We start from the raw sequence: 19,427 nt of genomic DNA, 5'->3' as shown, positions 1-19,427 counted from the left end.
TAATTATACTTTTATATAAAAATATTAAAATAATTATGAAAAGATTTACCTACATTATTATTTACAAAACAACAAAAAGGGTATAAAATAATAAGGAATTTTTCAAATACAAATAAAAACAGTTTACATTTATTAGGAGGAAATATATTAATGAAAGTTCTTGTAATTAACTGCGGAAGCTCTTCACTAAAATATCAACTTATTGATATGGATAACAACAATGTTTTAGCTAATGGAGTAGCTGAAAGAATAGGTTTAGAGGACGGAATTTTAACACATAAACAACCTGGAAAAGATAATGTAGTATTTAATGAAAATATGCCTACACATAAAGAAGCTCTTCAAATTTTAGTAAAAGCTCTTGTTGATAAAGAATATGGTGTTATTAGCAGTTTAGATGAAATTTCTGCAATCGGACATAGAATAACAACAGGCGGCGAAAAATATAATGAATCAATCAAAGCAACAGATGAAGTAATCGAAGGATTAAAAGAATGCAGTGAGCTTGCACCTCTTCACATCCCTGGACAAGTAATGGGTCTTTTAGGATGTAAAGAAGTATTCCCTGGAAAAGAAATGGTATGTGTATTTGATACATCTTTCCACAGAACAATTCCAAAACAAGCTTATATGTATCCTATTCCTTATGAATACTATGAAAAATATAGTATAAGAAAATACGGTTTCCACGGAATCTCTCATCAATTTGTATCACAAAAAGTAGCTGAACTTATGAATAAAGATGTAAAAGATTTAAAAGTAATCGTATGTCACTTAGGTAATGGTGCTAGTATTTCTGCCGTAAACAAAGGGGAATGTATTGAAAACTCAATGGGATTCACTCCTCTTGATGGTCTTGAAATGGGAACAAGAAGCGGTTCTATCGACCCATCAGTAATTCCATTCCTTTGCGAAAAAGAAAACAAAACACCAAAAGAAGTTGAAGATATATTAAACAAAGAATCAGGTTTACTTGGAGTTTCAGGAGTATCTTCAGACTTTAGAGATATAACAGATGCTATGGAAAAAGGAAACGAAAGAGCAAAACTTGCATTTGATATATTTGTATATAGAGTAAAAACAACTATTGGAGCTTATACTGCTGCAATGAATGGCGTTGACTGCATTGCATTTACAGGTGGTATCGGCGAAAACTCAACAGACGTTAGAGCTGCAATATTAAAAGATATGGAATTCTTCGGTATTGACTTTGACGAAGAAGCAAACAATGTAAGAGGAAAAGATCAAGTTATAACAAAACCTTCTTCAAAAACAACTTGCATGGTTGTTCCAACAAATGAAGAATTAATGATAGCAAAAGAAACAATAAATATATTAAAATAGCCAAGAATTAATAATAATATATTGACAAATTATAGCTAAAGATATATAATTGTTCTTACTGTGACGCTAGGAGGAAAAAAGTTGATTATTAAACTTAAAAAAATATTAGATAGCGATAATCAGTGCCTTTTAATTGATGAAAACCTTGAAGATTTTTCTTATAAAGATTTTCAAATTTCAAACATTAATGTAAAAGGTGAAGTATTTAAGCAGTCTGATATTTTACAGTTAAGTTGTAAAATACTTTTTACTTATTTTACAACCTGCGACAGATGTTTGGAAGATATCCAAAGAAATGAAGATTTTCCTTTAGAAAAACAGTATGATATCAAAGAGATTGAAAACAGTGAAGCTGAAGGAATCGACCTTAAAGAAGCTGTAAGAGAACAAATTTTATTAAATATGCCGAATAAAGTTTTATGCAAGGATGATTGTTTAGGCCTTTGTCCAGATTGTGGTATAAACCTAAACAAAGAAAGCTGCGATTGTGGTAAAAATAAAATTAATCCAAAATTTGCGGCACTTAGTAAACTATTAGAGGGCGAAGGTGAAAACTAGGAGGTGAATAATCATGGCAGTACCAAAGAGAAAAATTTCTAAAGCAAGAAGAGACAAAAAAAGAGCTAACAGTTATAAAATCGCTATGCCTGCATCTAGCGTTTGTCCAAAATGTGGAGAAGTAAAAGCTCCTCACAGAGTATGTAGCGTTTGCGGAACATATAAAGATGTAACTGTTATTGATGTTGAATAATAAAGATAAATTAAAACACTGTACTAAGGTACAGTGTTTTTTTATTGATTTTACAAAAGTGACCAAAAAGTGACCAGATACTCCCATATTATTGACAATGAACATATGTTCTACTAATATTAAATAAAAGAAATAATATAGAGGTAATAAAAATGTTTAGTAAATTATATTCAGGAAGCATTATGGGAGTTGACGGAATAATCGTAAGCGTTGAAACAGATATCATTAACAAAGCCCTTCCTTCAATGGCTGTTGTTGGACTTGGAGATATTGCCGTAAAGGAATCAAAAGAAAGAGTTTTTGCAGCAATAAAAAATAGTTCTTTTCAAATACCCCTTGGTAAAATAACAATCAATTTAGCACCTGCAAATATAAAAAAAGAAGGAACTTTTTATGATTTACCAATAGCCATTGGTATACTTCTTTCTTCTACACAGATTTTTTCAAATATTGATTTAAATAAATATTTATTTATCGGAGAGCTTTCACTGGACGGAACACTTCGAGGAGTAGACGGAGTTCTTCCAATGGTTATGGAGGCAAAAAATAACGGAATAACAAATATTGTCGTTCCTGTTGAAAATGCAAAAGAAGCTTCAATTATAGACGGTATAAATGTATATCCTGCAAAAAATATTTTAGAAGTCGTTTCTCATATTAATAATAGAAAACCAATAAACAAGATGGATTTCAATGATAATTATTTTTCAAATAATGAAGATACATTGTCAGAACTCGATTTTGCAGATGTAAAAGGACAAGAAAGCGTTAAAAGAGCAATGGAAATTGCAGCTGCGGGAGCACATAACATTCTTATGATAGGTCCTCCGGGAAGCGGGAAAACAATGCTTGCAAAAAGATTTTCAACTATTCTTCCTAAAATGACATTAGAAGAAAGTTTGGAAGTTACAAAAATATATTCTGTATCAGGACTTTTAAAGAAAGATGAACCACTAATAAAAACAAGGCCATTTAGAAGTCCTCATCATACAATATCAGATGTATCTTTAATTGGAGGAGGAAGAATACCAATTCCGGGAGAAGTAAGTCTTGCACATCTTGGAGTATTATTTTTAGATGAATTCCCTGAATTTCAAAAGAAAGTATTGGAAGTTTTAAGACAACCTCTTGAAGATGGAGAGGTTAATATTTCAAGAGTATATGCTTCCCTATCCTACCCTGCTGATTTTATGCTTCTTGCAAGTATGAACCCTTGCCCTTGCGGGTATCTTGGAGACAGTAAAATAGAATGTAAATGCACAGATAGTCAAAGAGAAAGATACAAAAACAAAATATCAGGACCTTTACTTGACAGAATAGATATTCAAGTAAAAGTTCCAAGACAAGACTATGACAAATTAAGAATAAATAGTACTAAATCAGAAACAAGTGCACAAATAAGAGAAAGAGTAAATAAAGCAAGAGAAATCCAGCTAAAACGATATAAAGGAACTAACATTCTTTTTAACTCCATGTTAACTCCAAGTAAAATAGAACAGTGGTGTAAAATAGGAGAAGAAGAAGAAAAACTTATGAAAATGGCTTTTGATAATTTGAATTTATCAGCAAGAGGCTATCATAGAATTTTAAAACTTGCACGAACAATAGCGGATCTTGACGGAGAAGAAAATATAAATTCATCACATATAAGCGAAGCATTACAATATAGAGGAATGTAAGTTGTTTTATCATAAAAAGCAGTATAAAATATACTGCTTTTTATATTGGAATGTTTTTAAAAACAAAATCATTTCCATTATAATTAAAAGATATTGTAATACTTTTTACATTTTCATTAAAAGGAAGGAATCTAAAATTCAAAGTTTCTTTATATTTTAAAGGCTCATCAACAGGATAATCATCAAAATAAAAGTTTATGGGTTTATATTCCATTCCAAGATTATCAACAACTTTTAAATTATTAATTTTATGATTACTTATGGGATTTTTATTTTGGTTTTCTACTAAAAAAACTACATAAAAAGAGCTTTTATTTCCACTCATCCAAGAATAAGTAATAAAATAATTTTCATTTAACACCCTTTCTATATCTATACTTACTCCTCCTTTTGATAGATAATATTTACTTTTCCCATAATCTTTCTTTAACAAGTCTTTTATGTTATAAGGAACATTTGAATCCATGTTTGAAACAGAAAATGACATTCCGTTAAAAACAAATGTAAAAATAACAAGACCTATGAAAATAATTAATAATAAATAAATTATACTTTTTAATGTTCTTCTTTTTTTCATACTAAAATATATGAACTTTAATTTTTTATATGATTAAACAATTAATAAGTTAAAAATAAATATTTAAGTTAAAAATCACCTCAAAAGCCTTTACAGACTTAATTTTAGGTAAAAAAATATAAAAAAATACATATATTATCTTGCATATAAAATGCCCTTATGATATCATAAACAAGGTTGACAAAAAATCACAGATATGCTTTAAATTCTTTGGTTCTCATTTATGAGCTGAATTGGCATATCAAGGAAAAAACCAAGGAGGAAAAAGAATGAGTTACATTCAAATGAAACAATTATTAGAAGCTGGTGTTCAATTCGGACATCAAACAAGAAGATGGAATCCAAAAATGAAAAAATACATCTTCACAGAAAGAAATGGTATTTATATCATTGACTTACAACAAACAGTAGGATTAGTTGACGATGCTTGCAAATTTGCAAGAGAAATCGCTGAAGAAGGCGGAGAAATCTTATTCATCGGAACTAAAAAACAAGCTCAAGAAGCTATTCAAACTGAAGCAATTAAAAGTGGAAGTCACTTCATTAACCAAAGATGGTTAGGTGGTACACTTACAAACTTCCAAACTATTTCTAAAAGAATTAAAAAATTACACGAATTAAATCAAATGGAAGAAGACGGTACTTTTGATGTACTTCCTAAAAAAGAAGTTATCTTACTTAAAAACCAAAGAGATAAACTTGAAAAATTCCTAGGCGGAATTAAAAACATGGAAAAACTTCCATCAGCATTATTCGTAATCGACCCTAAAAAAGAAAGAATTGCTATTTCAGAAGCTAAAAAACTTAATATTCCAATTATCGCTATTGTTGATACAAACTGTGATCCTGATGAAATTGATTACCCAATTCCAGGTAACGATGATGCTATCAGAGCCGTATCATTAATCGCTTCTACTATTGCTAATGCTATTTTAGAAGGAAAACAAGGCGAACAAATGGAAGATGCTGTAGTTGAAGAAGCTACAACAAAAGTTGAAGAATAATATTATCAAGGGGATATAATTATGGCAATTACAACTAAACTTATTAAAGAACTTAGAGAAAAAACAGGCGTTGGTATGATGGACTGCAAAAAAGCACTTGTTGAAACAGACGGTGATATCGAAAAAGCCATCGTAAATTTAAGAGAAAAAGGTCTTGCTGCTGCAAGCAAAAAAGCAGGAAGAATCGCTGCTGAAGGTGCTGTAAAAGTAGTAGTTAAAGACGATAAAGTTGCTGGTATCGTTGAAGTAAACTCAGAAACAGACTTCGTTGCTAAAAACGAAGACTTCCAAAACTTTGTTGAAGATGTTGCTGAACAAGTTTTAGTAAGCGATGCTAAAGATTTAGATGCTTTCTTAGCTGAATCATGGACAAAAGAAGCAGGAAAAACTGTAAAAGAAGCTTTAAACGAAAAAATTGCAGTTATTGGTGAAAACTTAAACATCAGAAGATTTGAAAAAATCGTAAGTAACGGATGCGTTGCTGCTTACATTCACGGAAACGGAAAAATCGGTGCTGTTGTAGAAGCAGACTGTGATGAAGTAAACGATGCTGTTAAAACTTGTCTTAGAAATGTTGCTATGCAAGTTGCAGCTATGAATCCTAAATATGTTTCAAGAGAAGAAGTTCCTAGCGACTATATTGAATCAGAAAAAGAAATTTTACTTCACCAAGCAAAAACAGAACATCCTGAAAAACCTGACAATATCATTGAAAAAATGATTACAGGACGTTTAAATAAAGAACTTAAGGAAGTTTGTCTTCTTGATCAAGCATATGTTCAAGATCCTGATTTAACAGTTGAAAAATACATCGCTCAAGCCGGTGCAAACATTAAAATTAACAAAATCGTTCGTTTTGAAACAGGCGAAGGTCTTGAAAAGAAAGAAGAAAACTTTGCTGAAGAAATTCAAAAACAATTAGGTGAATAATTAACATTTAAAAGAACACAATTAATTCAGTTGTGTTCTTTTTTTATTGTTTTATTTAAGTAAATATTGTATTATATATAAAGAAAAAGATAAATGATAGATAGGAGTATTTTATGGAACCTAAATACAAAAGAATTATATTGAAAGTAAGCGGCGAAGCTCTTGCCGGAGATAAGAGATTTGGTTTAAACACATCTGTTATAAATAAAATAAGCGAACATATAAAAAAATGTCACGACATGGGAGTTGAAATTGCCATCGTTGTTGGAGGAGGAAACTTCTGGAGAGGAAGAACAGGCGAAGGCATGGACAGAGCAACTGCTGATTATATAGGTATGCTTGCAACTGTAATGAATGCATTAGCTCTTCAAGACAGCCTTGAACAATTAGATCTACAAGTAAGAGTTCAAAGTGCAATAGAAATGAGACAAATATCTGAAAGCTATATCAGAAGAAGAGCAATAAGACATTTAGAAAAAGGAAGAATAGTAATCTTTGCATCAGGAACAGGTAATCCATTCTTCTCAACAGATACAGCAGCATCTCTAAGAGCTGCAGAAATAGAAGCTGAAGCTATTTTATCTGCAAAGAACATAGATGGTGTTTACAATAAAGACCCTAATTTATATGATGATGCAATAAAATATGACGAATTAACTTATCTTGATATTTTAGATCAAGGATTAAAAGTTATTGACTCAACAGCAGCATCACTTTGTATGGACAATGATATTCCATTACTTATATTTGCAATAGATCCACCTGAAAATATAGAAAAAGTAGTATGTGGAGAAAAAATCGGTACAATAATAAAATAAAGGAGAAAAAAAATGAGTAACGAAATAAAAGCCCAAACAAAAGAAAAAATGACTAAAGCAGTTGAAAATTTACAATCAAACTTAAATGCATTAAGAGCAGGAAGAGCAAACCCTGCAATGTTAGACAGAATTGTAGTTGACTATTATGGAAGCCCAACACCAGTAAACCAAATGGCAAGTATTTCTGCTCCAGAACCAAGAACTTTAACAGTTCAACCTTGGGATCAATCTGCACTAAAATTAATCGAAAAAGCAATAATGAATTCTGATTTAGGTTTAAATCCTTCAAATGATGGAAAAGTTATAAGACTTTCTATTCCTCAATTAACAGAAGAAAGAAGAAAAGAACTTTGCAAACTTGCTCAAAAAGAAGGAGAAAACGCAAAAGTTGCAGTAAGAAATATCAGAAGAAATGCTATACATGACTTAAAAGCAGCACAAAAAAATGGTGATATAACAGAAGACGGATTAAAAGACTTTGAAGATGACATTCAAAAATTAACAGATGAATACGTTAAAGAAATTGACGTAAAAATCAAAGCAAAAGAAAAAGAAATTACAACAATATAATTAATTATTTATTTAAGGAAAACATAAAATGGATAATTTTGAATTAGATAAAAACAATATGCCTACCCACCTTGCCATTATTATGGATGGCAATGGTAGGTGGGCAAAACAACAAGGTAAAATTAGAAGTTTTGGTCATAAATTTGGTGCCAAAACCGTAAAAGATATAATAAAAGAAGTAAATAATTTAAATATAAAACATCTTACTTTATATGCATTCTCTACGGAAAACTGGAAAAGACCAAAAGATGAAATTAATACTATTATGAACCTTGTTATCGAGTATCTAAATAAAGAAACCGATGATTTAGTTAAGGAAAATGTTAAAATGGACTTCATAGGGGATATTGAATCTCTACCTGAGAAAACATTAAACAGCATGAAAGACACAATTGAAAGAACAAAAAATGGTACGGGACTTCATGTCCATATTGCCCTTAACTACGGTGGTAGAAAAGAAATAGTAAATGCTACAAAGAAAATAATAGAAGAGGGAATCAACGCTGAAGATATTACAGAAGAATTATTCAGCAAATATTTATATAATAACGAAAATACAGACATTGATTTATTAATAAGAACAGGCGGAGATATCAGAATAAGTAACTTCCTATTATGGCAGATTGCATATAGTGAGTTATATTTTTGTGATGTACTTTGGCCTAATTTTAATGTAGAAGAATTACATAAAGCCATTTACTCTTTCCAACATAAAGAAAGAAGATTTGGAGGATTGGTGAAATAAATTGACAAAAAGAATAATAAGTGCCGCTGCATTAATATTATTACTAATTATTGCAACAATAATAGGAAATAAAGCATTTTTGGCTTTAGGTTTTATTGTAAATGTAATAGCATTATATGAATATATCAATGTAGTTGACAATAACGGAAAACATTTAGAATTATCTAAAATAATTTATATTCTGCTTGGAACTATAATGATGTTCTTTTCGGCTATTATGCCAGCATTATTGGTTCCTGTTCTACCTATTATTGTAATACTTATTACAATCAATAATATACTAAATAAAAAATATCATTCAGAAACTACGATTTACTCTGTTTTCGGGATAATATATATATCGCTAATACTTTCATTTATGGTTATAATGCTTAACTATCTACCAAATAACCAAGGATTAGCGCTTATTATTTTTGCAATTTTAATCGCAGTTGCAACAGATTCCTTTGCTTATCTTTTTGGAGTTAAATTTGGCAAGCATAAACTTTGTCCTGCCATAAGTCCTAAAAAAAGTATTGAAGGCAGCGTTTATGGATTAATATTTGGTATTATTGCAGGAATAATATTATATTTCATTTATACAAAATATAATATTCTTGATCTTTTTTTAATAGACTTTATAATAATGGCAATAATAGATAGTATACTTTGTCAATTTGGTGATTTAACTGCATCAATGATAAAAAGAACTTTCGGTGTTAAAGATTATGGCAAATTAATTCCGGGACATGGTGGGATACTTGATAGAATTGACGGAATGCTTTTTTCACTTGCTGGAACGTTCTTTTATGTATATATTGTTATAAATATACTTACTTTTTAGGAGACGATTAATTTGAGCATATTATTATCAATTATTTGCACCCTGATTATATTTGGGGTATTAATAACAACTCATGAATTCGGTCACTTTATTGTGGCAAAAAAATGTGGTGTCATCGTAGAAGAATTTTCTATTGGGATGGGACCACTTCTTTTTAAAAGAAAAGGAAAAGATGAAACGCTTTATTCTTTAAGACTTTTCCCTGTTGGCGGGTACTGCAAAATGTATGGAGAAGATGAAGATGAAAATGAACTTGGAGAAGGCTCATTAAATTCTATTTCCCCTTTTAAACGTATTTTAGTTTTAGCTGCAGGCGCTTTTATGAATTTAATTACGGCAATCATAATTTTAATGATTGTATACGCTATGGCAGGTACAGAACCTACAACAACAATATCAAACGTACTTGAAAATTCTCCTGCATATACTTCTGGACTTAAAGCCGGAGATACCATTGTAAAAATAGAAGATACAAATATAAATAGTTGGGAAGATCTTTCAAATGAAATTACATCATCAAATGGTAAAAAAATAAATGTAACTTATAAAACATCTGATAACCAGACAAAACAAACTACAATTACTCCAACTTTAGATAAGTCAACTAATTCATATAAAATAGGAATTACTCCTGAATATTCAAGAAGCTTTATAGGAACAATTACAAATGCTTTTAAAGCATTCTTTACTTATATTTATTTAACATTTGAAGCTATTATAAGTTTAATTAGAGGAGCTATAGGAATTAACCAATTATCGGGTCCTATAGGAGTTGCAACAATTGTAAATCAGGCAATGAGTATGGGTAGCATAATTGTGTTAAACATTACAGCACTTCTAGCAATAAACATTGGTATATTTAATTTACTTCCAATACCAGCCTTAGATGGAAGCAGAATCCTATTTTGTATTATAGAAATGATAAAAGGGTCCCCTATTAATCGTGAAAAAGAAGGAACTATTCATTTCATTGGATTTATTCTTTTAATGGCACTTGCGGTATTTGTAGCTGTACAGGACGTAATAAAACTTTTTTAGGAGAGTTATAAAATGAAAAAAACTAATGTAGTAAAAATTGGAAATAAAGTTATAGGCGGAGGAAATCCTGTATTAATTCAATCTATGTTAAAACTTCCTCCTACAGACTATAAAAGCATTATAAAAGAAATAAATGACCTTGAAATGCTGGGATGCGATATAATAAGAGGAACAATTCCAAATATGGAAGCAGCAGAAGTTATTCCGGAAATAATAAAAAATACAAATATACCTTTTGTTGCAGATATACATTTTGATTATAAAGTTGCAATTGCAGCAATCAAAAATGGAGTACATAAGGTTAGAATTAATCCAGGTAATATTGGAGGCAAAGAAAAAGTAAGAGAAGTTGTTAAATGCTTAAAAGACTATGATATCCCTGTTAGAATCGGTGTAAATTCAGGTAGTCTTGAAAAAGATTTACTTGAAAAATATAAACATCCTACAGCAGAAGCCTTAGTGGAAAGTGCTTATAGAAGCATATCTTACTTTAACGAATTTGATTATGATAATATTGTATTATCAATTAAATCAAGTGATGTAACAACAACAATAGATGCTAACAGATTATTTAGTGAAAAATACAACTATCCGCTTCATCTTGGTGTTACGGAAGCAGGTGCTGAGCTTACTGGTATAGTAAGATCCAGCGTTGGACTTGGAACACTTCTAAAAGAAGGTATAGGAGATACTATTCGTGTTTCTCTTACAGGTAAAAGTTCAGATGAAGTTATTGTAGGAAAAGAAATTTTAACAAGTCTTGGTTTAATGGAAGAAGGGGTAAGAATCGTATCCTGCCCTACTTGTGGAAGATGTAAGACAGACACACTATCAATTGTAAAAGAGATAAAGAAAAAAACAATGCACATTAAAAAGCCTATTACAGTAGCTGTTATGGGATGTGCAGTTAATGGACCTGGAGAAGCAAAAGAAGCTGATATGGGGGTTGCATGTGGTAACGGTAATGCTGTTTTCTTTGAAAAAGGAAAACAAATTACAAGCATTAAAACTAATGAAATAGCATCTTTCATCTTAGAAAGGATTGAAGAAAGAATAAAATAATGAAACTTACAGCAGAAATTCATTGCCACACAGTATATTCTCATGGAAGTGGTACAATAGAAGATAATGTATTAGCGGCAAGAGAAAAAGGAATAAAAAAAATTATAATAAGCGAACATGGTCCTGGACATATGGTTGCAAAACACAATACAAATGAAACCTATAGGAAAATGAAAAATGAAATTATTTCATTGAGAGAAAAATATCCTGACATGGAAATCATAATGGGACTTGAAGCAAATATAATTTCAACAAAAGGCGAATTAGATGTTGATGATGAACTACTAAACATTGTAGAAGTTTTATACTGTGGAATCCATTTAATGTCTATACCAAAAAATTTAAGTGCACTATTTAACCTTCAATTAATGAATACTTTATATTGTAAGTTTGGTATTTTTAAAAAAAGACAAACTAAAATTAATACAAATGCAATAATAAATGCAATGAGAAAATATCCTCTTAAAATGATAACTCATCCTGATACAAGAGGTCCTGTTGATATAATTAAAATTGCAAAAGAAGCACAGAAACATAACATAATGCTTGAAATAAATGATACACAAAGTAAATTAAATTCCGAAGATATTAAGTCAATTGAAAAAGAAGGAATTAACGTTATGTATGCAGTAGGAAGTGATGCACATTCAAAAAATGACATTGGAAAATGGAATAATGCAAAAAAAATTATCGAACAAAGCAGTATAAGTTTAGAAAAAATATGGAATGTGGAGTAAAAAATGGAAGAAGAAATAATAATCAGAGAATTTAAAAAAGATGATATAGAAGATATGATTGACATTTGGAATGAAATTGTATCACAAGCAAATGCTTTTCCTCAAATTGATTGTTTAAATGAAGAAGACGGATTTGAATTTTTTAAAAGTCAAAGTTTTACTGCTGTTATAACTATTAATGATAGAATTGTTGGGCTTTATATATTACACCCAAATAATATAGGAAGATGTGCCCATATCGCAGATGCAAGCTATGCAGTAGATAAAAATATGAGAGGAAAACATATAGGAAAAAAACTTGTAGAACATTCTCTTTTAAAAGCAAAAGAACTTAATTTTAAAATACTTCAATTTAACGCAGTTGTAAAATCAAACAAAGCAGCAATTCATTTATATGAAGAACTTGGATTTAAGAAACTAGGTACAATCCCAAATGGATATTTAAAAAAAGACAATTCTTATGAAGATATTATTTCTTATATATACGAACTATAAAAAAGACACCAAATGGTGTCTTTTTTATAATCTAATTAAAATATTATAAATAATAAGTGCTAAACCTACTATCCAACAATAAATTGAGAAATAATAAAGTTTTCCTTTCTTAACAATGCTGTTAAGTAAAACAATAGAAAAATAACCAATAACAGCCGCACATAAGAAACCTACTATAAGTGGAACAAAAGAAGTTGAAGCTCCTATTGCTAAAATATCTTTAATTTTTAAAAGTAAAGACCCAAGTACGGCAGGTATAGACATTAAGAAAGAAAACTCAACAGCTTCTTCTTTTTTAAGACCTGAAAGCAGTCCCCCTACGATAGTAGAACCAGATCTTGAAATACCTGGAGTAATTGCAAACATTTGGAATATACCAATTATAAAAGATTTCTTTGGACCTAGGGACTCTATATGTTTGCTATTATTCTTTCCAAGTGCATCTCCAAGAACAAGTAAAACACCTGTAATCATAAGAGTTATTCCAACAATGACAAGTGAACCGAAATTTTCACTTATAAAATCTTCAAATAACACACCTACTATACCGGCAGGAACTGATGCACATAAAATATATACTATGTATCTTCTGTATTTACTTTTATCAAGCATTGGACCTTTCAATGTAATAATATCTGCAAGCATTAAGAAAAATTCTTTAATCATATTCCATATTGATCCATAATATGCTATAACAACAGCAAGCAAAGTCCCTAAATGAAGTACAATAGTAAATTCTAAACTACCTTCCCCTATTCCCATAAAATTTTGTAACATTACCAAATGTCCGGAACTACTTACAGGTAAAAACTCTGTAAGCCCTTGAACTATACCTAAAATTATGGCTTGAATTGTAGTCATAATATCCTCCGTTATATATCTATTTATATGCTTTAAAAGCGAAGTTAACACCCCGCTTTTAAATTTTTATTCTTCTGTTTTTTTATCTTCGTTTTTATTTTCGTCAATCTTTTTTTCTTCTTTTTTAGGTTTTGGAAGTAATGCTTTTCTTGATAAATTGATTCTTCCTTGTTTATCTATTTCGATAACCTTAACATTAACTTCATCACCTACATTAAGAATATCTGTTACTTTATTAACTCTTTCATGAGCTAATTTTGAAATATGAACAAGTCCTTCTTTTCCACCAGGAATTTCAACAAAAGCACCAAAATCCATAATTCTTACTACTTTACCTACATAAGTATCGCCTTCTTGAACTTCTCTTGTAATATCTTCAATCATTTGAACAGCTTTTTTAGCTGCATCTAATTCAACAGCACCTACATAAGTTTGTCCATCTTCAAGAATATCAATTTTAACACCAGTCGCATCAATTATCTTGTTAATCATTTTACCGCTTGGTCCAATTACATCTTTGATTTTATCTTCGTCTATTTTAAGTGTTAAAATTTTAGGAGCATATTTGCTTACTTCTTCTCTTGGAGTTTCAATAGCAGTACTCATTTTATCTAATATGTGATATCTACCTTTTTTAGCTCTTGCTAAAGCTTCAGTTAAAATAGCTTTATCAATACCTTTGATTTTGATATCCATTTGAATAGCTGTGATACCTTTTCTTGTACCGGCAACTTTAAAGTCCATGTCTCCGTAGAAGTCTTCTACACCTTGAATATCAGAAAGAACAGACACTTTGCTTTCTTCTTTTATAAGTCCCATAGCAATTCCGGCAACAGGAGCTTTAATTGGAACACCTGCATCCATTAATGAAAGAGTAGAACCACAAACACTTGCTTGTGATGTTGAGCCGTTTGAAGCAAGAACTTCAGATACAACTCTTATTGTATATGGGAATTTATCTTGTGAAGGAATTACAGGAAGTAATGCTCTTTCAGCTAAAGCACCATGTCCAATTTCTCTTCTTCCAGGACCTCTCATTGGACCTGTTTCCCCAACTGAATATGATGGGAAATTATAGTGGTGCATATATTTTTTACTTGTTTCTTCTCCGATACCGTCAATAATTTGTTCATCACTGATAGCACCAAGAGTAGCCATAGACATAACTTGAGTTTGTCCTCTTGTGAAAAGGCCTGAGCCATGAGCTCTTCTTACTTTTCCTACTTCACAAGTAATTGGTCTTATTTCATCAACCTTTCTACCGTCAGGTCTGATTCCTTCGTTAGTAATCATATCCCTTACTATTTGTTTTAAAATCTTAGTAAAGATTTCATTAAAGTCAAGCTCATTATCAGGATACTCTTCTAAATATTTATCAAGGATTTCTGCTTTTACTTCTTCAACTCTGTCTTCTCTTGCTTGTTTTTCATGAATATTATAAGCTTCTCTAAATCCTTTTTTAGCTTCTTCATAAATTTTTTCTTTAATTTCTTCACTTGGTCTGTAGTAAGGAAGATCAGCTTTTTCTTTTCCTACTTCTTTGATGATTTCTTCTTGGAACTTAATAATTTCTTTAATATGTTCATGAGCTCCCATTATTGCATCAATCATAGTTTCTTCGCTTACTTCGTTTGCACCAGCTTCAACCATTAAAACAGCTTCGCTTGTGCCTGCTACAGTTAAGTTTAAATCGCTTTTTGCTCTTTGTTCACTTGTTGGATTATAAACAAGTTCACCATCTATTAAACCAACTTGAACAGCCCCTACAGGACCGTCAAAAGGAATATCAGAAATTCCAAGAGCAAGAGATGCACCAAGAATACTTGTTATTTCAGGTGAATTATCTTGTTCAACACCCATAACTGTTGCAACTACTTGAACTTCGTTTCTAAATCCTTTGTCAAATAATGGTCTAAGAGGTCTATCGATAAGTCTGCAAGTAAGAGTTGCTTTTTCGCTGGCTTTACCTTCTCTTTTTAAGAATCCACCGGGAATTTTACCTACAGAATACATTTTTTCTTCATAATATACACTTAATGGGAAAAAGTCTATTCCCTCTTTTGCTTCCTTAGCCATACATGCATTTACAAGTACTTGTGTATCTCCATAAGAAATAAATACACTGCCATTTGCCATTTGGGCAAGTTCGCCAACCTCAACGCTTAATTCTCTGCCAAGGAAATCAGTTGTAAACACTTTCTTCATTTAAAATCTTTCCTCCACATATCATAAAAAAAGGCGAAAAAAATCCGCCTTTTTAATGCTAAATTATTTTCTTAAGTTAAGTTCTTTAACTAATTTTCTGTATTTTTCAATATCTTTTTTAGCAACATAATCTAAAAGTCTTCTTCTTTTACCTACCATCATAAGAAGACCTCTTCTTGAATGATGATCTTTAGGATTCTTTTTGAAATGTTCATTTAAAGTATTGATTCTGCTTGTTAAAATAGCGATTTGGATTTCAGGAGAACCTGTATCCTTATCATGTTTTTGAAATTTGCTTATTACTTCTTGTTTTTTTTCTTTTGTTATTGACATTTATTTGTCTCCTTTATATTAATTTTATTCGCCTATAACCTAGCTTAAAGTCGGAGATTCCATAAACTAAGCCTAAGGTACATAGCTTAAAAATTATATCATAAATGAAAATCATTGTAAAGCATTTTAAATGCATTAATAAAACAATTTTCATCAAGTTTTTTTATAAAAAATTAGGCATTAAATATTATATATGATATACTTAACAAAAACTATAATTTATATAAATTTTTGGAGAAAAAATGGATAAAATTAAAATAGAAATAATAAATAAATCAAAATATCCCCTACCGGAATATGCAACAAGTGGAAGCGCAGGAGTAGACTTATATGCAAATATTGATGAAGATATTACGGTAAACATGGGGGAAATTAAACTTATACCTACAGGAATATTTATAAAACTTCCTTTGGGATACGAGGCACAAATAAGAGCAAGAAGCGGACTTAGTTTAAAACATGGTTTAACTTTAGTAAACGGAATAGGTACTATTGATTCTGATTACAGAGGAGAAATAGGAATAATACTTACAACATTAAAAAACGAACCATTTACAATAACTCCGGGAATGAAAATAGCTCAAATGATCATTGCAAAACATGAAATTGCAGAATTTGTTGAGGTAGAAAAACTTGACGATACAAAAAGAGGGGCTGGAGGATTCGGCCACAGCGGAATATAAAAAAGAAAGCATATTGCTTTCTTTTTATTTTTCAGCTGCTTCTATTGTGAAATAAATATAAGATGAACTATACTCATCATAATCTTCCCTAGTTTCTGTAAAGTAATCTATATCAACATTTTCATTAACGCTATAATTTATTTTTTCGTAATATGAACCTTCCATAAATTTATCACAAAATTCTTTAGGTAGTTCATACTCTTCAAGAAGTTCATTAGACAATGCTTTTACATTTGCATCATTTAACATTACATTTAATTTTAAAATATCTAATTTAGCTTTTTCTAAATTTTCTTCTTTGCTTTTATTTATATCAATATCAATACTGTAAGTTATCTCTTCTATTAATCCTTCATTATTTACACTTACATTTATATTTGAATTATACTCTTCATCATAATCATATAAATATCCCGCAACATCATATCCATGAGAATTATATTTTTCAAGCGGATCATCAATTCTTACATTCACGCAATCTGTTTCAAATGAGCGTTGTAATGCATATACAGATTTTGATGCAAGCAAAGCTTGATTATTTGCATTATTTGCGGAAAAAATAAAATGAGGAATATATGTAGCTACCAACAAAATAATCGGAATAAATACTATTGATAAAACGTATTTTCTTGCTTTAGGAATTTCAACATCAAAAACTCTTGCGACTGTTTTTGCATTAGAACTTAATTCATTTGTCATTGAAGCAACCATTGCAACACTACCTATGGCAGAAGCAACATCTAAAGCATCAGAAGCGTTTTTTAAACTCTGATTATCAGACATATCAAGTAAAGTTGAAACTCCTCTTGCACCTAAAAGAGCGCTTATACTTTTTGAATAATCTTTATTTGATAATCTAACATCTGCATACTCTACAATTTTAGTCTACTTTTCTTTTCTCATTCCAAGCTTTGTACATAAAAAACAATAAACAAAAAGTATCAAATAAACTAATACAATACCAATATACACCCAAATACCTATAGTATAAACTGTAGTAGAATTAAAAACCAAATCTCCAAGCATGTTTAAAATTAACCAAAGAATTCCAATTGTTAAACAAACAATTAAAAATGTTAATGAAAGACTTGGGTAAAGGCAGTATTTTTTTACCAATTTTTTTTGTTCTTCATCTAGCATTTCCCTCACATCCTTTCATACTTTATCATAATTTAATTATATATACAAATGCAAACAATTTCAAGAAAATAAAATATACATAAAACTATATATTTACATAAACTTTCATTAATATTCCATAGATATTTTCATATACTTAAAAGAGGTGAAACATATGAATTTGTCTGATTTAAAGGATAGAATAATTGTAAATATAAATAACGGTGAAAAAATGGGGGTTTTAGGCAATTGCGACTTGAAAATTAATGAAAAAGAAGGTAAAATAGAAGCAGTATTAATTCCACAAGGAAAGGTCAGAACCTTCTTTTCAGGTGAAGTACAATACCGTGCAATAGCTTGGGAAAACATTGTAAAAATTGGAATGGATACAATAATGGTAGATATAAAAAATTAAGTATACAGAGGTTTAAAACATGAAAATTATTGTGCAAAAATATGGTGGAACAAGTGTAAATACAGCAAAATCAAGAAGTATGATTATAAAAAACATGATCGATGCAATCGATGATGGATTTAAACCTATTATTGTAGTTTCGGCTATGGGAAGAAAACCTGAACCATACGCCACAGATTCTCTTTTAAGTTTACTTCCCGATACAAAAAATGCTAACTTAAGAAACAAAGATTTACTTGCAAGCTGCGGTGAAATTATTACAACAGTTGTTGTAAGTGAAGAAATAAGAGCAAAAGGAATAAACGCAAGAGCTCTTACAGGTGGACAAGCTGGTATTGTTACAAACGAAAATTATGGTGATGGAAAAATAGTAAAAATAGATACAAGCAGATTATTAGAACTTCTAAATCAAGATATCGTTCCTGTTGTTGCAGGATTCCAAGGAATGAGCAAAAACGGACAAATCCTAACTCTTGGAAGAGGCGGAAGTGATATTACAGCAACAGCCCTTGGTGCAGCTTTAAATGCTGAACTTGTTGAAATTTATACAGATGTTGACGGTGTAATGACAGCAGACCCAAGAGTTGTTGAAAATGCAGAATTAATTGAAACAGTAGACTACGATGAAGTATTCCAACTTGCAGAATATGGTGCAAAGGTTATTCACCCAAGAGCAGTAGAATATGCAATGAAAGCAGATGTTCCTATTGCAATTTTAAATACACAAAAAGGAAGATATTACGGAGGAACAAGAATCGAAGATACTCCTCAAGATATTTTCAGCGACAAACATTTCTCTGCTGTTACTCAAATTGACGGATGCAGCCAAGTTGATATTAAGTTTACAGATATTAAGAAAGAAGACAAATTATTCGATGTTCTTGCAGAACAAGAAGTTTCTATTGATATGATTAACATTTTCCCTGACAGAAAAACATTTATCATTGACACAGAAAAACAACATATCGTTGATAGAGTAATGAGCAAATTAGGTCTTGAATATACAATCACAGAAGGATTTACAAAAATAACAATTATGGGAAGAATGAAAGGTGTTCCCGGAGTTGTTGCAAAAATAATTGCAGCTTTATATTCAAACAATATCTTTGTTCATCAATCTTCTGACTCAAGTACAACAGTATCAGTACTTGTTGATACAAAACAAGCAAAAGATGCGGTTAACGTATTACATACAAATCTTATTAAATAGTAAAAAAGAACGGTTAACCGTTCTTTTT

23 protein-coding genes are annotated in these 19,427 nt (G+C 30.4%); 17 read left to right on the top strand and 6 right to left on the bottom strand.

The genetic code is table 11. The annotated features are described in order from the left end of the window. The first annotated feature begins 150 nt into the window (after positions 1–150). The 4 genes from V2W16_RS07895 (at position 151) to V2W16_RS07880 (ending at position 3,774) form a co-directional block, all read left to right on the top strand. A complete protein-coding gene (locus V2W16_RS07895) occupies positions 151–1,344 on the top strand; it encodes an acetate/propionate family kinase (protein ID WP_329384007.1) in 1,194 nt (397 codons plus the stop codon). A gap of 81 nt (positions 1,345–1,425) precedes the next feature. Beyond that, positions 1,426–1,902 (top strand): YceD family protein, encoded by a 477-nt coding sequence (locus V2W16_RS07890; RefSeq protein ID WP_329384004.1) that lies wholly within the window; start codon positions 1,426–1,428, stop codon positions 1,900–1,902. 13 nt (positions 1,903–1,915) lie between these two features. Beyond that, positions 1,916–2,095 carry a 50S ribosomal protein L32 gene (gene rpmF / locus V2W16_RS07885; RefSeq protein ID WP_138268708.1) on the top strand — a complete coding sequence of 60 codons (180 nt, stop codon included), beginning with the start codon at positions 1,916–1,918 and terminating at the stop codon, positions 2,093–2,095. Positions 2,096–2,247: 152 nt separating this feature from the next. Then, on the top strand, positions 2,248–3,774 hold the full coding sequence (locus V2W16_RS07880) for a YifB family Mg chelatase-like AAA ATPase (RefSeq protein ID WP_329383997.1): 1,527 nt from the start codon (positions 2,248–2,250) through the stop codon (positions 3,772–3,774). Positions 3,775–3,814: 40 nt separating this feature from the next. Here V2W16_RS07880 and V2W16_RS07875 read toward each other — a convergent pair whose 3' ends face one another. Beyond that, positions 3,815–4,351, bottom strand: a complete 537-nt coding sequence (locus V2W16_RS07875) for a hypothetical protein (protein WP_329383994.1) — start codon at positions 4,349–4,351, stop codon at positions 3,815–3,817. 269 nt (positions 4,352–4,620) lie between these two features. On the opposite strand from V2W16_RS07875, the gene rpsB reads away from it, so the two are divergent. The 10 genes from rpsB (at position 4,621) to V2W16_RS07825 (ending at position 12,573) form a co-directional block, all read left to right on the top strand. Further along, the gene (gene rpsB, locus V2W16_RS07870; protein ID WP_329383991.1) at positions 4,621–5,355 is read left to right on the top strand and encodes a 30S ribosomal protein S2; all 735 of its coding nucleotides are present in this window, start codon (positions 4,621–4,623) and stop codon (positions 5,353–5,355) included. Positions 5,356–5,376: 21 nt separating this feature from the next. Continuing rightward, positions 5,377–6,285: a translation elongation factor Ts gene (gene tsf, locus V2W16_RS07865; RefSeq protein ID WP_329383988.1), complete on the top strand. Its 909-nt coding sequence runs from the start codon at positions 5,377–5,379 to the stop codon at positions 6,283–6,285. 113 nt (positions 6,286–6,398) lie between these two features. Then, positions 6,399–7,103 carry a UMP kinase gene (gene pyrH, locus V2W16_RS07860; RefSeq protein WP_329383985.1) on the top strand — a complete coding sequence of 235 codons (705 nt, stop codon included), beginning with the start codon at positions 6,399–6,401 and terminating at the stop codon, positions 7,101–7,103. 12 nt (positions 7,104–7,115) lie between these two features. After that, positions 7,116–7,673: a ribosome recycling factor gene (gene frr / locus V2W16_RS07855; protein ID WP_329383982.1), complete on the top strand. Its 558-nt coding sequence runs from the start codon at positions 7,116–7,118 to the stop codon at positions 7,671–7,673. 28 nt (positions 7,674–7,701) lie between these two features. Next, positions 7,702–8,418: an undecaprenyl pyrophosphate synthase gene (locus V2W16_RS07850; RefSeq protein ID WP_329383978.1), complete on the top strand. Its 717-nt coding sequence runs from the start codon at positions 7,702–7,704 to the stop codon at positions 8,416–8,418. A gap of 1 nt (position 8,419) precedes the next feature. Then, a complete protein-coding gene (locus tag V2W16_RS07845; RefSeq protein WP_329383975.1) occupies positions 8,420–9,241 on the top strand; it encodes a phosphatidate cytidylyltransferase in 822 nt (273 codons plus the stop codon). 12 nt (positions 9,242–9,253) lie between these two features. Continuing rightward, on the top strand, positions 9,254–10,279 hold the full coding sequence (rseP, locus tag V2W16_RS07840) for an RIP metalloprotease RseP (RefSeq protein WP_329383972.1): 1,026 nt from the start codon (positions 9,254–9,256) through the stop codon (positions 10,277–10,279). A gap of 12 nt (positions 10,280–10,291) precedes the next feature. Continuing rightward, positions 10,292–11,341, top strand: a complete 1,050-nt coding sequence (gene ispG, locus V2W16_RS07835) for a flavodoxin-dependent (E)-4-hydroxy-3-methylbut-2-enyl-diphosphate synthase (protein ID WP_329383969.1) — start codon at positions 10,292–10,294, stop codon at positions 11,339–11,341. After that, complete coding sequence (locus V2W16_RS07830) at positions 11,341–12,078, top strand: PHP domain-containing protein (protein WP_329383965.1); 738 nt, start codon at positions 11,341–11,343, stop codon at positions 12,076–12,078. Before ispG ends, V2W16_RS07830 begins: the two co-directional genes overlap by 1 nt. Before the next feature lie 3 nt (positions 12,079–12,081). Then, positions 12,082–12,573: a GNAT family N-acetyltransferase gene (locus V2W16_RS07825; RefSeq protein WP_329383962.1), complete on the top strand. Its 492-nt coding sequence runs from the start codon at positions 12,082–12,084 to the stop codon at positions 12,571–12,573. Between the two features lie 24 nt (positions 12,574–12,597). Here the strand turns inward: V2W16_RS07825 and uppP are convergent, their stop codons facing one another. From uppP to rpsO, 3 genes are all read right to left on the bottom strand, one after another. Then, positions 12,598–13,434 carry an undecaprenyl-diphosphatase UppP gene (gene uppP / locus V2W16_RS07820; RefSeq protein ID WP_329383959.1) on the bottom strand — a complete coding sequence of 279 codons (837 nt, stop codon included), beginning with the start codon at positions 13,432–13,434 and terminating at the stop codon, positions 12,598–12,600. A 66-nt stretch (positions 13,435–13,500) separates the two neighbouring features. Further along, positions 13,501–15,639: a polyribonucleotide nucleotidyltransferase gene (locus tag V2W16_RS07815; RefSeq protein ID WP_138268694.1), complete on the bottom strand. Its 2,139-nt coding sequence runs from the start codon at positions 15,637–15,639 to the stop codon at positions 13,501–13,503. 63 nt (positions 15,640–15,702) lie between these two features. Continuing rightward, positions 15,703–15,966 (bottom strand): 30S ribosomal protein S15, encoded by a 264-nt coding sequence (gene rpsO / locus V2W16_RS07810; protein ID WP_171020583.1) that lies wholly within the window; start codon positions 15,964–15,966, stop codon positions 15,703–15,705. A gap of 248 nt (positions 15,967–16,214) precedes the next feature. Between rpsO and dut the strand changes: the two genes are divergently transcribed. Continuing rightward, positions 16,215–16,655 (top strand): dUTP diphosphatase, encoded by a 441-nt coding sequence (gene dut / locus V2W16_RS07805; protein ID WP_329383954.1) that lies wholly within the window; start codon positions 16,215–16,217, stop codon positions 16,653–16,655. A gap of 24 nt (positions 16,656–16,679) precedes the next feature. Here the strand turns inward: dut and V2W16_RS07800 are convergent, their stop codons facing one another. Together V2W16_RS07800 and V2W16_RS07795 are read right to left on the bottom strand one after the other, a co-directional pair. Next, positions 16,680–17,438, bottom strand: coding sequence for a hypothetical protein (locus V2W16_RS07800; RefSeq protein WP_329383951.1), 759 nt, complete (start codon positions 17,436–17,438; stop codon positions 16,680–16,682). Between the two features lie 102 nt (positions 17,439–17,540). After that, positions 17,541–17,795 (bottom strand): hypothetical protein, encoded by a 255-nt coding sequence (locus V2W16_RS07795; RefSeq protein ID WP_329383947.1) that lies wholly within the window; start codon positions 17,793–17,795, stop codon positions 17,541–17,543. A 154-nt stretch (positions 17,796–17,949) separates the two neighbouring features. Between V2W16_RS07795 and V2W16_RS07790 the strand changes: the two genes are divergently transcribed. Beyond that, a complete protein-coding gene (locus V2W16_RS07790; protein ID WP_138268691.1) occupies positions 17,950–18,189 on the top strand; it encodes a YlmC/YmxH family sporulation protein in 240 nt (79 codons plus the stop codon). A 19-nt stretch (positions 18,190–18,208) separates the two neighbouring features. After that, complete coding sequence (gene dapG / locus V2W16_RS07785) at positions 18,209–19,399, top strand: aspartate kinase (RefSeq protein WP_329383942.1); 1,191 nt, start codon at positions 18,209–18,211, stop codon at positions 19,397–19,399. Positions 19,400–19,427 lie beyond the last annotated feature (28 nt).

It is taken from the genome of Anaerofustis butyriciformans (assembly GCF_036289385.1).
Lineage (GTDB): Bacteria > Bacillota > Clostridia > Eubacteriales > Anaerofustaceae > Anaerofustis > Anaerofustis butyriciformans.
This window is presented reverse-complemented; position numbering and strand designations above follow the sequence as displayed.